Source organism: Rahnella sp. NRRL B-41462, assembly GCF_003263525.1.
GTDB lineage: Bacteria > Pseudomonadota > Gammaproteobacteria > Enterobacterales > Enterobacteriaceae > Rahnella > Rahnella aceris.
In genome coordinates, this window is sequence record NZ_JYDF01000006.1 from 33101 (window position 1) to 48064 (window position 14964).

Annotated in this window: 10 protein-coding genes and 2 pseudogenes; 10 read left to right on the forward strand and 2 right to left on the reverse strand. The window is 55.1% G+C overall.

The annotated features are described in order from the left end of the window. Window positions 1-50 precede the first annotated feature (50 nt). A complete protein-coding gene (locus tag UC14_RS02150; protein ID WP_013578081.1) occupies window positions 51-437 on the forward strand; it encodes a methionine-R-sulfoxide reductase in 387 nt (128 codons plus the stop codon). A 211-nt stretch (window positions 438-648) separates the two neighbouring features. On the opposite strand, the pseudogene bamA reads toward UC14_RS02150, so the two are convergent. Then, a pseudogene (gene bamA, locus UC14_RS02155) lies at window positions 649-3071 on the reverse strand (outer membrane protein assembly factor BamA). 214 nt (window positions 3072-3285) lie between these two features. Next, window positions 3286-4224 (reverse strand): aminoimidazole riboside kinase, encoded by a 939-nt coding sequence (locus UC14_RS02160; RefSeq protein WP_112197150.1) that lies wholly within the window; start codon window positions 4222-4224, stop codon window positions 3286-3288. A 250-nt stretch (window positions 4225-4474) separates the two neighbouring features. Between UC14_RS02160 and UC14_RS02165 the strand changes: the two genes are divergently transcribed. The 9 genes and pseudogenes from UC14_RS02165 to UC14_RS02205 all read left to right on the forward strand — a co-directional run. Beyond that, the gene (locus UC14_RS02165) at window positions 4475-6055 is read left to right on the forward strand and encodes a carbohydrate porin (protein WP_037032764.1); all 1581 of its coding nucleotides are present in this window, start codon (window positions 4475-4477) and stop codon (window positions 6053-6055) included. A 77-nt stretch (window positions 6056-6132) separates the two neighbouring features. After that, window positions 6133-7506, forward strand: coding sequence for a sucrose-specific PTS transporter subunit IIBC (locus tag UC14_RS02170; RefSeq protein ID WP_013578077.1), 1374 nt, complete (start codon window positions 6133-6135; stop codon window positions 7504-7506). After that, window positions 7503-8912: a sucrose-6-phosphate hydrolase gene (locus UC14_RS02175; RefSeq protein WP_112197151.1), complete on the forward strand. Its 1410-nt coding sequence runs from the start codon at window positions 7503-7505 to the stop codon at window positions 8910-8912. The genes UC14_RS02170 and UC14_RS02175 overlap by 4 nt, the downstream gene beginning before the upstream one ends. Next, window positions 8913-9968, forward strand: a complete 1056-nt coding sequence (locus UC14_RS02180) for a LacI family DNA-binding transcriptional regulator (RefSeq protein ID WP_013578075.1) — start codon at window positions 8913-8915, stop codon at window positions 9966-9968. It abuts the gene before it with no gap. A 257-nt stretch (window positions 9969-10225) separates the two neighbouring features. After that, complete coding sequence (locus tag UC14_RS02185; RefSeq protein ID WP_112197152.1) at window positions 10226-11044, forward strand: ABC transporter ATP-binding protein; 819 nt, start codon at window positions 10226-10228, stop codon at window positions 11042-11044. Continuing rightward, the gene (locus UC14_RS02190) at window positions 11044-11859 is read left to right on the forward strand and encodes an ABC transporter ATP-binding protein (RefSeq protein ID WP_112197153.1); all 816 of its coding nucleotides are present in this window, start codon (window positions 11044-11046) and stop codon (window positions 11857-11859) included. The genes UC14_RS02185 and UC14_RS02190 overlap by 1 nt, the downstream gene beginning before the upstream one ends. A gap of 4 nt (window positions 11860-11863) precedes the next feature. Beyond that, window positions 11864-13102 (forward strand): MFS transporter, encoded by a 1239-nt coding sequence (locus UC14_RS02195; RefSeq protein WP_112197154.1) that lies wholly within the window; start codon window positions 11864-11866, stop codon window positions 13100-13102. A gap of 13 nt (window positions 13103-13115) precedes the next feature. Further along, window positions 13116-14624, forward strand: coding sequence for an ABC transporter substrate-binding protein (locus UC14_RS02200; protein ID WP_112197155.1), 1509 nt, complete (start codon window positions 13116-13118; stop codon window positions 14622-14624). Continuing rightward, a pseudogene (locus UC14_RS02205) lies at window positions 14624-14964 on the forward strand (ABC transporter permease); the annotation flags it as partial. The gene UC14_RS02200 and the pseudogene UC14_RS02205, both read left to right, overlap by 1 nt.

A 14964-nucleotide genomic window follows, 5' to 3' on the forward strand; every position in this document is an offset into this window, starting at 1 on the left:
TATAGCGCTACACTATAAGGCTGCAATGTCACCTGCCAGGAGCAATGATAATGAACAGAGAACTGAATGATTTTGAACGTTTTGTCATCGAAAACAAAGGGACAGAGCGCCCGAATACCGGTGAGTATAACGACCACTTTTCACCGGGCCGTTACGTCTGTAAAAGATGTTCTGCGCCGCTGTATTCCTCAGAACACAAATTCGAATCCCATTGCGGCTGGCCCGCTTTCGACGATGAAATTCCGGGTGCGGTAGAACGTGTACCGGATGCCGATGGCCGCAGAACAGAAATTGTGTGTGCCAACTGCAAGGCACATCTGGGGCATGTCTTTGAGGGGGAATATTTAACCGAGAAGAATCTGCGCCATTGTGTCAATTCCGTTTCAATGATTTTTGAAAGTGCCGATGCGCAAGGGAATTACCACAAAGCAGAATAATCGCTTATTTCTGCTGTGATAAACGAATAAAAAGAAGGGCCGCACAGGGGCAGCCCTTAAAAGGAAGAACTCCAACAATATTATAATGGCATGATGTTTTACCCTAAGGGTTGCTCAATAAACATCATGCCGGCATTATAATTGAATCAGATTTATTTTCTATTCTCATTGCGTCTGTAAAAAGTAATAACTTTGTAAGACAGCGTTATTATTACCACGTCTTACCGATATTAAACTGGAATTGCTCCGCACTGTCCCCTTCATATTTCACCAGCGGCTGCGCATAAGAGAACACCAGCGGGCCGAGCGGGGATTGCCATTGCAACGCAATACCACTGGAAACACGAATATGTGTCGGGTCGCTGTAATCCGGAATACCCGCGGCTTCGGTCGCTGAGGTATTTTCCATCTCGTATCCCACACCGTACCGGAGTCGACAAATAATGAGGTGCGCACTGAACTGGCGTATTTCTCGCTGATGAACGGCGTCGGCACATACAGTTCCGCGCTGGCAATCGCCATCGCATTACCGCCCACCGCATCAGTCGATTTGGTCACCGGACAGGTGGAATACGAGCTGTCCGCGCTGCTGCATTTGTAATATGCCGCTTTCGGCCCGATGGTGTTGGAGGAGAAACCGCGAACCGAGCTGGAGCCACCTGCATAGAAGTTGTCGTAGAACGGGACTTCGTTGCTGCCAATGCCTGCCGCGTAACCGGCTTTGGCGCGGCCCATTAATACCCAGTCCGATTTGTCGCTCAGCGGAATGTAATGGTTGGCATCAAAGGTGATTTTGTAGTAGCTATCGTCCGAGCCAGGCGTGGTCACTTTTGCCGCCAGGCTGGCGCGCGTGCCGGATGACGGGAAGAAGCCACGGTTAAGATCGTTATACGCCCAGCCGACACTGGCGAAGAAGTCATTGGTGCTCAGTTGTGCATCGCTGTTGGTGGACGTCGTTACCAGCCCCGGATGTACGCCGCTGGCATTGAGATAGCGCCAGACCGCGACCTGCGGTTCCATATCACTCAGCGTACTGTGAACATAATCCAGCCCCAGATTCAGCGTATTGTTTTCGCTGACCGGCAGGCCAAGATTCACGCCTGTGCCGTAACTTTGCAGATTATACGCCGCCAGATCGTTATCTTCCGCGTCGTAATGGTTGTAGAACACTTTGCCGCCAAGGCTGATGCCATCAACGGTGTAATACGGGTTAGTGGCCGAGACTTCGACATAGGTCTGATAGGAGTTGCGCGTGCCGCTGAAACTGACCGTATTACCGCTGCCCAGCCAGTTGTCCTGCGTTACGCCCAACTGATAACTGATGCCGCTGTCGGTGCCATAACCCAGGCCCACGTTGAATGTGCCGGTGTTACGCTCTTTAACTTTATACACCACATCAACCTGATCCGCTGAACCGGGCACCGGCTGGGTATCCACATCAACCGACTCGAAATAGCCGGTACGGTTGAGGCGATCTTTGCCCTTCTGCACCAGATCATTGCCCAGCCACGCGCCCTCCATCTGGCGCATTTCGCGCCGCAGCACTTCATCTTTCGAGGTGTCATTGCCTTCAAAACGAATGCGGCGCACCGAATAACGGTTGCCGGTATCCACGCTGATATGCAGTTTCACGGTTTTATCCGTTTCATTAATGTCGCTTTGCGTCGTGACATGCGGATAGGCATAGCCGTAGCGGCCCAGCAGATTTTTGATGTCACCTTCCACTTTGGTGACTTTCGCGCCGTTATACAATTCACCGGCAGGAATGGTGGCGAGCGATTCAATTTCGGAAGAATGTCCGGCCATGTCGCCGGTCACCACTACGCCGGACACGGTATATTGCGCACCCTCAGTAATATTGACGGTAATATAAATCCCTTTCTTATCCGGCGTTAAACTGACCTGGGTGGAATCAATATTAAAACGGGCATAACCGCGGTCGAGATAAAAACTGCGAAGTGTTTCTAAATCACCTGACAGTTTTTGTTTTTCATATTTTTTATCGCCAATCACATTCCACCACGGCACCTCATCGCGTAGCTGGAAATGGGCGATTAAATCGTCACTGGTAAAAGCTTTATTACCCACAATATTAATTTGTTGAATTTTTGCCGACACGCCTTCGGTAAAGACCAGTTTCACGTCCACGCGGTTACGCGGCAACGGCGTCACCACCGCGTTTACACTCGCGCTGTATTTGCCGACGCTGTAATAAAAATCTTCCAGTCCCTTTTCAATCGACGAAATGGTGGTGCGATCCAGCGCGTCCCCGACGCGGATCCCTGAGGCTTCCAGGTTCTGCTGCAACATCTCGTCCTTTATGGCTTTGTTGCCCGAGAACGTAATGCTGGCAATCGTTGGCCGCTCTTTCACCTGAACAATCAGCGTGTTGCCATCTTCAAGCACCTTCACATCGTCAAAATTGCCGGTCGCAAACAAGGCACGGATCGTCTGGCTGATATCGTCATCGGATACCGTATCGCCCACGCGCACGGGGATGCTCAGCAAGGCTGCGCCGACGGTGACCCGCTGCAATCCTTCGACGTGAATGTCTTTTACGACAAACCCGCCGGCAGCAAAAACCGGGGCACTGCTGAACAGCAGCGACGCTAAGAGTAATTTTTTCATTGTCATGTGATCCGTGCTCGCCGTTTTTCAACTAACAAAAATTCCTGTTAACAAAATATTTTGCTATCAGAAGAAATAACCTCGCTAACAGACTGTGGGATATATAGGAGGTTCAGCGGCAAACATTTGATTTTCGTAAAACATGACGTTGGATTACAGATTACTTACATTATTTTCGTCGGGTGAACAGTTGCGGTCCGGGCAACATCGTCGGGCGCGGTTACCCCTGAGAGGAGAACGCTTTTAAGGTAACGCTGTCGGGTAATGCAGTCATTGCGCCTCTGGCGGTGGTGGCAAGAGCACCGCATGCCAGTGCCTGATGAATGATCTGTTGCCAGACACTCTCCGAGGTCAGCGGCCAGTGTTGCGCCAGCCCGGCCAGTAATCCGGCGACAAAAGCATCTCCGGCGCCGGTGGTATCCAACGCTTTCACTTCGGGGCCGGATAGTGCTTCACGACTGGCATTATTTTTCCGGTAAACCGAAACCCCCAGTTTTCCCTGCGTGACCAGCAGCAGCTCGGGATTATAGCGGTCACACAGACGCAGCATCCCCTCCGACAGCAACGCTTCGCCCGTCAGAAATTCCAGCTCATCCTCTGAGACTTTAATCACATCAGCCAGCGACAAGGCGCGGGCAAGATTTTCACGCAGTTGTCCCTCATCAGACCACAAGTCATGCCTGATATTGGGATCAAAACAGACATAACCGCCTGCCGCTTTCATCTTCGCCATTGCCAGAAAGGCGGAGGAACGTGAAGGTTCCGCAGATAACGCGATTGAGCATAAATGTAAAAAATCCCCGGGATGGAAAGCCGGAATGTCGGTGGCCTGGAGGAATAAATCCGCACCCGGACGCACCATAAACGTGAAAGAGCGTTCGCCGTCAGCATCGTTTTCCACCACCACGGTGGAGGTACGGTGATGAGGGTCAAGGTACATACAGTCAATGTTCACCCCCTCATCCGCGAGGGTTTTCATCAGGAACTTCCCGAAAGGGTCATCGCCCACGCGTCCGATAAATGCGCTGTCTCCCCCGAGGCGGCGGATCCCGACGGCAACATTCGCCGGTGCCCCGCCCGGGCATTTTAATAAGCGGTCATCCTCTTCAGCGATCAGATCCACCACGGCGTCACCCAAAACCCAAACCCGGTTATTCATCTTCATTCCTTTTTTAAATCCTGATAAATCGTCTGTCGATAAAATAGAAGAACCGGTTTAGCTAATCAAGAGCAAATGAATTTTCAGGACGAGAGATGGAATTGCCAGCAAGATCACAAATCCAGCACAAGTCTGCCGAACTTCGTTGCGTAAATACATAACGGGTGTTTATTGTGCTCAGGAAAACCAGTTTAGCAATTTAGCAAAATGGTTTTCCCATAATAATTAAACTTCCTCTGAAGGGATAAAAATGATGATGAAACCTCGCTATCTTGCTGTTGCTATTGGACTTATTCTTTCTTCTGCGGCCCAGGGTGCCGATATCTCCGCCAGTGCGATTGAAGCGCGCTTTGCGGCGATGGAAAAACGACTACAACTCGCCGAAAGCCGCGCCGCTAAGGCAGAAGCCCGTGCTACGCAGGCAGAACAGCAGGTTAAGCAACTCGAAACTCGCACCGCCAGCAACGAACAGCAAACCCGTCAGGTGGCGAAGACGGCTGAAATCACCCAGCAGCAAACTGCCGATGTGGCTAAACGCACTGAAACGTTAGCCGCTGATAACAATAAAAACAGCAGTGATAACAGCGGGTTTAAATTCACGGGATATGCCCGTTCCGGCGTGATCATGAATGACTCGGCGACCTCCACGGAAAGCGGCCCGTACGTGACGCCTGCCGGACAAACAGGCGGTGCAGTCGGGCGTCTTGGCAATGAAAACAACACCTACGTTGAGCTGAATCTGGAGCATAACCAGACAATGGCCAGCGGCGCGACTTCCCGCTACAAAGTCATGCTGGCTGACGGTCAGCGCAGCTACAACGACTGGACCGGCGCGACCAGCGATTTAAATATCCGTCAGGCCTTTGTTGAACTCGGCTCGCTGCCGACGTTCACCGGTCCGTGGAAAGATTCCACGCTGTGGGCGGGTAAACGCTTTGACCGCGATAATTTCGACATTCACTGGCTCGATTCCGACATCATCTTCCTGGCGGGGACCGGCGGCGGGATCTATGACGTCAAATGGGGAGATAACCTGAAAAGTAACTTCTCGCTTTACGGAAGAAACTTTGACGATCTTGAAGACGATAACAACGATGATACCCGCATCGAAAATTACATTGTCACAGCCAACAACTATGCCGGGCCTTTCCAGTGGATGCTGAGCGGGTTGCGTGCCAAAAACAATCAGGATCGCGAAAATACCGGCACAAATGGGATCACTAATGCGGCGGACACCGGCTTCCATACCATGCTGGCGTACCACGGCGACAGTTTCTATGGTCTGCGTGAAGGGTCATCCAAAACCGCGCTGCTTTACGGTCACGGACTGGGGGCGGAGGTGAAAGCACTGGGCTCTGATGGACATCTGACTGACGATGCCAGTACGCTGCGTCTGGCAACCTACGGCATCACACCGATCAGCAAAAACTGGAGTATTGCTCCGGCTGTTCTGGCTCAGCAGAGCAAAGACCGTTATGTCTCCGGCGATGACTATAAATGGCTGACCTTCAACACCCGGCTGATTCAGCAAATTACCGAGAACTTCGAGCTGGCGTATGAAGGCAGCTATCAGTATATGGATCTCAATCCGCAGGGTTACAGCGATTACAACAAAGTGAAAGGCGGTTTCTACAAACTGACCTTCGCACCGACCTTCAAAGTGGGCGATATCAGCAACATGCTGAGCCGCCCTGAAATCCGCTTCTTTGCCACCTACATGGACTGGAGCAAAGAACTCGACAGTTATTCCTCCAGTGATTCATTTGGTACTGATGGCTTTACAGCGGGCGGACAGTGGAATTTCGGCATCCAGATGGAAACCTGGTTCTAAACGGCAGGGTTTGATTTAAAAAAAAAAAGCACCCGGTCTGACCGGGTGTTAACGGTAATGACAAATTAAGGGATTCTATGAACATCAATGCAATCGCGACTGAGCTGCTTCCGCTGTTGGGTGGGAAGGACAATATTGCCAGCGCGGCACACTGCGCCACCCGTCTGCGCCTGGTGCTGGCAGACGACAGTCTGATCAACAAAAGTGCTATCGAAAAAGTGGAAGGCGTAAAAGGCTGTTTCAGCAACGCCGGACAGATTCAGATCATTTTTGGTACGGGACTGGTGAACAAGGTGTACGCCGAGTTTATTAAAGTGGCCGGTATCAGCGAATCGAGCAAATCCGAAGCCGCCGATATTGCGGCGCGAAAACTCAATCCCTTCCAGCGACTCGCGCGCGTGCTGTCGAATATCTTTGTGCCGATTATTCCGGCGATTGTCGCATCCGGCCTGCTGATGGGGCTGCTCGGCATGGTGAAAACCTACGGCTGGGCCAACCCTGAGAGCGCGATTTTTATCATGCTCGATATGTTCAGCTCGGCGGCATTTATCATTCTGCCGATCCTGATTGGTTTCACTGCCGCGCGCGAATTTGGCGGTAATCCGTTCCTGGGTGCAACACTGGGCGGCATTCTGACTCACCCGGCACTGACTAACGCCTGGGGCGTTGCCAGTGGTTTCCATACCATGAATTTCTTTGGTATTGAAATTGCGATGATCGGTTATCAGGGCACGGTATTCCCGGTTTTGCTGGCGGTCTGGTTTATGAGCTTCATCGAAAAACGCCTGCGCAAAGTGATCCCTGATGCACTGGATCTGATCCTGACGCCTTTCCTGACGGTCATCATTTCCGGTTTTATCGCTTTCCTGATCATCGGCCCTGCGGGTCGTGCGCTCGGGGACGGTATCTCCTTTATTCTCAGCACGTTAATTACCCATGCCGGTTGGGTGGCAGGTCTGGTGTTTGGCGGATTGTATTCGGTTATCGTGATCACCGGTATTCACCACAGCTTCCATGCGATTGAGGCCGGTTTGCTGGGGAACCCGAATATCGGGGTGAATTTCCTGCTGCCTATCTGGTCGATGGCGAATGTTGCACAGGGAGGAGCCTGTCTCGCGGTCTATTTCAAAACGCGTGATGCGAAAATTAAAGCCATTGCCGTGCCTTCAGCATTCTCCGCGATGTTGGGCATAACGGAAGCGGCAATTTTTGGTATCAACCTGCGCTTCATGAAACCGTTTCTCGCCGCTCTGGTCGGCGGTGCGCTCGGCGGCGCCTGGGTGGTTGCGATGCACGTCAATATGACGGCGGTTGGCCTGACCGGTATTCCGGGGCTGGCCATCGTCCAGTCCAGTTCGATTCTCAGCTACCTGATTGGTCTGGTGATTGCCTTCGGCAGCGCATTCCTGTTGTCATTGCTGCTGAAATACAACACGGAGAGTGAAAAATGACAGAAGTCAGTTTGCTGAAAAAAGCGCTGCGCAGTGTGGTGGCCGGTCAGGTCAGAGCGGCGGCAGATCCTTATCGACCCGGCTGGCATCTCGCGCCGCCGGTCGGGCTGCTCAATGACCCTAATGGCTTTATCCAGCATAACGGTCGATTCCATTTGTTCTATCAATGGAACCCGCTGGCCTGCGCGCACGGTGCCAAGTTCTGGGGGCACTGGAGTTCAGCAGATTTACTTCACTGGCAGCATGAACCACTGGCGCTGGCGCCGTCAGAAGAATACGAAACCCACGGCTGTTATTCCGGCTCAGCCGTAACAGACAACGGCCAACTGACGCTGATTTACACCGGCAACGTGAAATATCCCGATGGCAGCCGCACGGCGTTTCAGTGTCTGGCGCGCGAAAATGCTGAGGGTGAGTTTGATAAAACCGGGCCGGTATTCAACCTGCCGCAAGGCTATACCGGACATGTGCGTGATCCGAAAGTCTGGTGGCATGACAAACACTGGTACATGGTGCTGGGCGCTCAGGATCTCAGCCTTCAGGGCAAAGTGTTATTGCTGCGATCTGACGATTTATCCGCGTGGGATCTGCTCGGCGAAATTGCCGGTTCAGGTTTACACGGGCTGGGGGAGTTCGGTTACATGTGGGAGTGCCCGGACTTATTCCGGCTGGCCGAAAACGACATTCTGATTTGCTGCCCGCAAGGTTTAGCGGCGGAATCTGACCGTTATCTGAATACCTTCCAGTCGGGTTATTTTGTCGGACAACTGGATTACGCCAATGCCACGTTTACGCACGGCGATTTCGCTGAGCTGGATCTGGGGTTCGAATTTTATGCACCGCAAACCACGCAAACGGATGACGGGCGACGCCTGCTGATTGGGTGGATGGGGATCCCGGACGGCGATGAATTTTTCCAGCCAACGATACAAAACGGCTGGCTGCATACCCTGACCTGCCCGCGCGAACTGACACTGGTCGCGGGAAAAATCATCCAGAAACCGGTCCGTGAACTGCAACAACTTCGTCGTGACGAGCAGACATGGCAAGGGATTGCGGACTATTGCCTGCCTCTGGACATCACCCACGCCGAGACAGAGATTGTCACTGAGCACCCCTTCATCGCCGATTTTGGTGGTGATATGACCCTCAGCTTCGACGGAGAATGGCTGCGTTTAAGCCGTAAAAACCGGCGTACGGGTGAGCCTGAACATCGTGTCTGGCAGGGTCAGTTACGTAAGCTGACGGTGTTAAGCGATGCATCGAGCCTTGAAATTTTCATTAATGACGGAGAAGCGGTGATGTCCGCACGCTATTTCCCTGTTTTACCAGCACAATTGAACTTGCAGGGTTCTCATCAGATTACGCTGCGCCACTGGTCGTTGGCGGAATGCGTGATAGAATAAATGTCTTTCCGGACAACAGAATATGGCGCAGTGAAAAAGACCAAACGCATCACTATCAGTGGCATAGCCGAACTGGCTGGCGTATCGAAATCGACTGCCAGCCAGGTACTCAACGGGCACAGCAAGAAGTTTCGTATCTCCGATCCTACCCGGGATCGGGTGCTCGCCGTGGCGGCTGAACATCATTATCAGCCGAGCATTCACGCCCGCTCGCTGAATGTCAGCCGCAGTTTCACCCTGGGGCTGGTGGTGCCGGAAATGACCAACTACGGTTTTGCTGCCTGTTCTAACGAACTTGAAACACTGTGTCGTGAGAACGGCATGCAGCTGCTGATTGCCTGTACGGATGAAAATACCAGCCAGGAAACCATGGTGGTCAATAATCTCATCCAGCGTCAGGTCGATGGCCTGATTGTGGCGTCCAGCATGCTCAGCGATGCGGAATACGTAAAAATCAGCCAGCAAGTCCCCGTCGTTTTGTTTGACCGTCATATGCAGGACACGCAGCTCCCTATTGTTGTCTGTGAAGCCATCGAATCTTCAGCAGAACTGGTTTCGCGGATAGCGAAAATTCAGCGGGACGAGTTTTATTTTATCGGCGGCCAGCCGCGAATTTCTCCGACCCGCGATCGCCTCGCAGGCTATCAGCTTGGCCTGCAGCGGGCAGGTGTCAGTCTCGACCCCGACTGGATTGTGTACGGCAACTACCACCCGAGCTCCGGCTACGAAATGTTTGCGCAGCTGTGTGCCCGGCTTGGGCGTCCACCCAAAGCGCTTTTCGTGGCCTCCTGCGGTTTGATGGAAGGGGTTCTGCGCTATATGAGCCAGCATCAATTGCTTGAGAGTGATATCCATCTTTGCAGTTTTGACGATCACTATCTTTACGACTCGCTGTCCGTGAAAATTGATACCGTCGCTCAGGACTGCGGGGAGCTGGCCATGCACTGCTTCAGCATGATCAGTGATCTGATGAATGAACACCCCATCGCACAGCCACAATGCTTTTTAACCCCTAAATTGCACTGGCGTTCCCCGCACTTCTCGCAGATCAAATAGATATTCAATGTCGTCACATGAGGATGATGAGAGATGTTAATTCATCTCGCATCATCTGATTGTTCCTGCCAGCTTTGCTTCATCATGTCCCGGCTACGACAGCGGCGAACTCATCATTTCGCTGCCTGAAAGGGTGCTGCACACAGTTGCACCGGCAAATAGCACAGAGAAAATCACAAAACCTTTTGCATTAAATTGACACATTTTGTTATGTTATCACATATCAAAACAGTCGCAGCGATGAACAGGTTTAGGGAATGACATACAACAGGACGCAAAATACTGAACCGGTTCTCGCGGTGGAAGGGCTGACAGTGCGGCTCGCAGGTGAAGAACGCGTCAGCGGACTGAGTTTCAGCGTCAGTGCGGGCGAACGGGTTTGTCTGCTTGGTGCTTCCGGCTCCGGTAAATCACTGACTGCCAAAGCCATCACCGGCACGCTGCCTGCGGGCGCGATACACGGCGGCAGCATTCGGGTGAATAGCGTCGAAGTGCGCGGCAGACATCCGGTTTCACGTTGTGCTGCCAGCCGCGTCGCCACGGTTTTTCAGGATTCTTCCACCGCACTGAACCCGCTGATGACGCTCGGAAAACAGCTACGTCTCGCCCTGCCCGCCGCCAGCGAAGACGAAATCTGCACGATGCTGGATGCCGTCGGGCTGGGCGATATTGCACAATTTTCCACCCGTTATCCGGCGGAGCTTTCCGGCGGCCAGCGCCAGCGTTTGTGCCTGGCGCTGGCGATGCAATCCTCTTCTTCGCTGCTGGTGGCGGATGAACCGACCACCGCGCTCGACGTGCTGACCCAGCAACAGGTTTTACAGGTCATGCATAACGCCTGCACCCGCCCGCAATCACCCCGGGCGCTGCTGTTTATCACCCATGATATTGCCGTCGCCGCGCAGCTATGCGAGCGCGCACTGGTGATGGAAAACGGCGTGCTGGTGGAATCTGCCGGTATGGCGCAGTTACTCCGTCATCCGCAACATCCTTATTCCAGAAAACTGGTTCACGCTGCAAGACAGGCCGCCGCGCTGCATCAGAATGCCGCGTCGCTGCGCGGGGTTGCCGTCTGATGGAATCTTCACTGCATCTGTTCACCGAACCGTTTCTGCATCTGCATAACGTCAGCCGCCATTTCGCCCTGCCGCGTTCCGGCTGGCGCAGGCAGCACGCTGCGCTTTTTGAGCATCTGTCGCTGCGTATCGGCCACCACGAAACGCTCGGGCTGGTCGGCGCGTCCGGCTGCGGAAAATCCTCCCTGCTGAAAATCTTGCTGGCGCTTGAATCTCCCGACAGCGGTGAAGTATATTGCGCCGGTGTTAAAATTCGCCCCGGCTCTGCGCGGTCTCTGCGCGCATACCGGCAGCGCGTGCAGTACATTCCGCAGGATCCGGCCGGTTCGCTGCCACCGGCTCAGACCGTTTATCAGATTATTGCCGAACCGCTGAAACGCCTCGGGTTTAGCGGCAATATCCGTCTGCGCGTGACTGACGTGATGGCGCAGGTCTGCCTGAGCGAAACGTTGATAGGGCGGACGGCAGCCGGACTCTCCGGCGGGCAGGCGCAGCGGCTGGCGATTGCCCGTGCGCTGGCGATCCGCCCGCAATTTCTGGTGGCCGACGAGCCGGTGAGCGGGCTGGATCTTCCCCTGCGCGGGCAGATCAAACAACTGCTGCAACAGGTGACGCAGCAAAATGGCATGGGCCTGCTGATGGTCACGCACGATATCTCGATGGTGGCCGGGCTATGCGACCGGTTGCTGGTAATGCACGGCGGCAAAATTGTGGAAGACCGCGCCACACAGGATATTTTGCGCGCCCCGGACCATACGCATACCCGGCAACTGCTGCAGGCCATTCCTCATTTACCTTTGACCGTTAACGGATAACCGGATGCTGACCCGTTCCATTGCCCGCGCTTCTGCGCCAAAACCACCGCTGCTGCTCGCCAGCAATCTGGTATTTAACATTGGCTTTTATGCCGTCGTGCCGTTCCTGGCGATTTTTCTGCGCGACGACTTATTGCTTTCCGGCTGGGCGATCGGGCTGGTGCTGGGTTTGCGGACATTCTCGCAACAGGGCATGTTTTTGCTCGGCGGGGCACTGTCTGACCGCTACGGCGCACGGGTCATCATTCTGCTGGGCTGCGTGGTGCGTATCACCGGTTTTCTGCTGCTCGGGCTTTCCGACACACTGGCACCGGTGATTCTCGGCGCCTGTCTGACCGGCATCGGCGGCGCACTGTTTTCCCCTTCGATCGAAGCGCTGCTGGCACAGGCAGGAACGCACAGCGAGAAAGCCGGAAAACGCAGCCGGGCAGAATGGTTCGCGCTCTCGGCGGTCTGCGCGGAACTGGGTGCAGTGCTGGGGCCATTGCTCGGATCGCTGCTGTCCGGTTACGGTTTTCAGCCGGTGGCGCTGGCCGGCTCCGGTCTGTTTCTGATTGCGCTGGTGGTGTTGTTTTTCACGCTGCCCGCCACACCGGAACGTGCCGCTGAACTGAAAATTGTGCCGTGGTGGCAGACCTTCCGTCAGCCGCGTTTTGTGGCCTTTATTATTGCCTACAGCGCTTATCTGTTCAGCTACAACCAGTTGTATCTGGCGCTGCCGGTGGAGCTGCGCCGTTCGGGCGGCAGCGAGCAGGACCTCGGGCCGCTGTTCGTGCTGGCCTCGGTTCTGGTGATCGTTCTGCAAATGCCGCTGGCGCGTTTTTCCCGCCGGATAGGCGCGGCGCGGATTTTACCTGCGGGCTTCGGATTGCTGTCTTCCGCGTTTATCGCCGTGGCGCTTTTCGCCTGGACAATACCGGCGGAAGGCTGGCTGCGGCTGCTGCCTTCCGTATTACTGATTACCCTGCTGACTGTCGGCCAGATGCTGATTGTGCCGGTCGGGATGGATCTCATTCCGCGCTTTGCCGGGCAACATAATCTCGGTGCGCATTATGGTGCGCTGTCGTCGATGGGCGGCGCTGCGGTGCTCGCGGGCAATTTCCTGCTCGGCGGCCTGCTCGATAACGCCCTGACACCGTCCCCGGGCGCAGTGATTCCGTGGCTGGCGCTGGCCGCCGTTCCCTTTTTAAGCGCGCTGGCGATGTGGCGAATCTGCCGCCAGTTGCCCCCTCCTGCAATCTGACAAGGAACTTCTGATGTCTCTGTTACGTGTAAGCCCGCTGGCCGGGCTGCTTTCTGCTGCCCTTTTACTGACCGGTTGCTTCAGTGAAGCCGATAAAACCCCGGAAAAAAGCGCGGATCAACGCCTGCGGCTGGCGATGTTACAGCCGCCGCGTTCCGGTCTGACGCCGCTCAGCGACGATGCATTTAAACTCTCACGCTGGAGTACAGCAGAGACGCTGGTGACGCTCGATAAGCTCGGCGAAGCGCAACCGGCGCTGGCCATCCGCTGGCAGCAAATCGGTAATAACAGCTGGCGTTTCGCGCTGCGTGCCGGTGTGAAATTCCACGACGGCAGCCCGCTTGATGCCGCCACAGTGGTGAATGCACTGACCGTCGCCGCCCATGCCGCGCCGAAACCGCGCATTCTGGATGGCGTGCAACTGACCGCCGTGGCTGACGGCGCACTGGCGGTGATTGTGACCACCGCACTGCCGGATCCGTTGCTGCCGCAGCGTCTGTCCAGCCCGCAACTGGCGATTCTTTCACAAAAAGCCTACAGCGCCAGCGGCGTGGTCGATCCACGCCATACCGGTTCCGGCCCGTTTGAACTGGTGCAGGTGAATGGCACCAGCAGCGCCCGGCTTGAACGTTTCGCCGGTTACTGGGGCGAAAAGGCCAAAGCCAGCGGCATTGATGTCAGTTTCGTGCCGGACGGCACCGCACGCGGCGCGGCATTACGCAGCGGCACGGCGGATATTGTCGAAGCCATTCCCGTGTCTCAGGCCCCGCTGCTCGATCAGAACTTAATCCACGAGGTGCCGATGCCGCGCACCAACACGCTGTATCTCAATACGCGCCTCGGCGTCATGCAGGATCCGGCGCGGCGTGCCGCCGTTCGCGAGGCGATTAACCGTCAGCAACTGGTGGATAATGTCTACGAAAAACGCGCAGATGTGGCGCAGGGTCTGCTCGGCCCGGCACTCCCCTGGGCAGCACAACTGCGCCAGCCGGTGAGCCATCCGGTAGCTGCCCGTAAACCGGCCGGTGAAACCATCACGTTAGCGACATTCAGTGACCGCGCTGAACTGCCGGAGGTGGCGGTGTATCTTGCGCAACAACTGAAGGCCGCCGGTTTTACCGTGACACAGGTAGTGCGCGAATACTCACAAATCGAATCTGACGCGCTGGCAGGCAAGTTCGATGCCTTTATTTTATCCCGTGCGACGGTGCTGGATTCCGGCGACCCGGTGGCCTATATGTACAGCGATTTTGCCTGCAAAGGGTCGTTTAACATTGCGCAGCTTTGCCGCCCTGACATCGATCAGGCGCTGCAAAAGGCTGCCGTTATTCCGGCTGGCACTGAACGCCGCCAGGCGATCATGCAGGCTGAAAACCTGATCCTCGCCACGGATGCCGCCATTCCAATGTTGCATGAACGGGTGATTCAGGGCGAAGCAGCGGATATTCGTGATGCAGTGCGCGACCCGCGTGAACGCACATTAATCAATGCCGCGACACAACGTGCGGGTCAGGCCGACTGATGAGTGAATCTCTGTATTGCCGCACCTGCATGGCCGTCAGCCGTGTTCGCATGAGCCAGACCGGCGGCGCGTGGATACCGCTGATTTCGCGCCTGCTGACGCTGGCCGCCATCGTGGTATTGATCGGCCTGTTGCCGTGGCTGTCGGGCAGTGATCCGGCACTGACCTTGCTGCGCGCAAAATCCGGTGAGCAGGAAGCCACGGCAGAAACGCTCAATGCGATCCGCCTGACACTGGGGGTTAGATCAGGGGGCATGGGCATGCACTGACGCACTGGCTGGCCGGTTTGTTGCGGGGGTGACGCGGGAATTTCCTGGGGTATCCGGCATGCCGGTTTTAC

Excerpts from the sequence above, each read along its gene's own strand:
- UC14_RS02150 (WP_013578081.1), top strand. The coding sequence starts at position 51 with ATGAACAGAGAACTGAATGATTTTGAACGTTTTGTCATCGAAAACAAA.
- UC14_RS02160 (WP_112197150.1), bottom strand. The coding sequence starts at position 4,224 with ATGAATAACCGGGTTTGGGTTTTGGGTGACGCCGTGGTGGATCTGATC.
- UC14_RS02165 (WP_037032764.1), top strand. The coding sequence starts at position 4,475 with ATGATGATGAAACCTCGCTATCTTGCTGTTGCTATTGGACTTATTCTT.
- UC14_RS02170 (WP_013578077.1), top strand. The coding sequence starts at position 6,133 with ATGAACATCAATGCAATCGCGACTGAGCTGCTTCCGCTGTTGGGTGGG.
- UC14_RS02175 (WP_112197151.1), top strand. The coding sequence starts at position 7,503 with ATGACAGAAGTCAGTTTGCTGAAAAAAGCGCTGCGCAGTGTGGTGGCC.
- UC14_RS02180 (WP_013578075.1), top strand. The coding sequence starts at position 8,913 with ATGTCTTTCCGGACAACAGAATATGGCGCAGTGAAAAAGACCAAACGC.
- UC14_RS02185 (WP_112197152.1), top strand. The coding sequence starts at position 10,226 with ATGACATACAACAGGACGCAAAATACTGAACCGGTTCTCGCGGTGGAA.
- UC14_RS02190 (WP_112197153.1), top strand. The coding sequence starts at position 11,044 with ATGGAATCTTCACTGCATCTGTTCACCGAACCGTTTCTGCATCTGCAT.
- UC14_RS02195 (WP_112197154.1), top strand. The coding sequence starts at position 11,864 with ATGCTGACCCGTTCCATTGCCCGCGCTTCTGCGCCAAAACCACCGCTG.
- UC14_RS02200 (WP_112197155.1), top strand. The coding sequence starts at position 13,116 with ATGTCTCTGTTACGTGTAAGCCCGCTGGCCGGGCTGCTTTCTGCTGCC.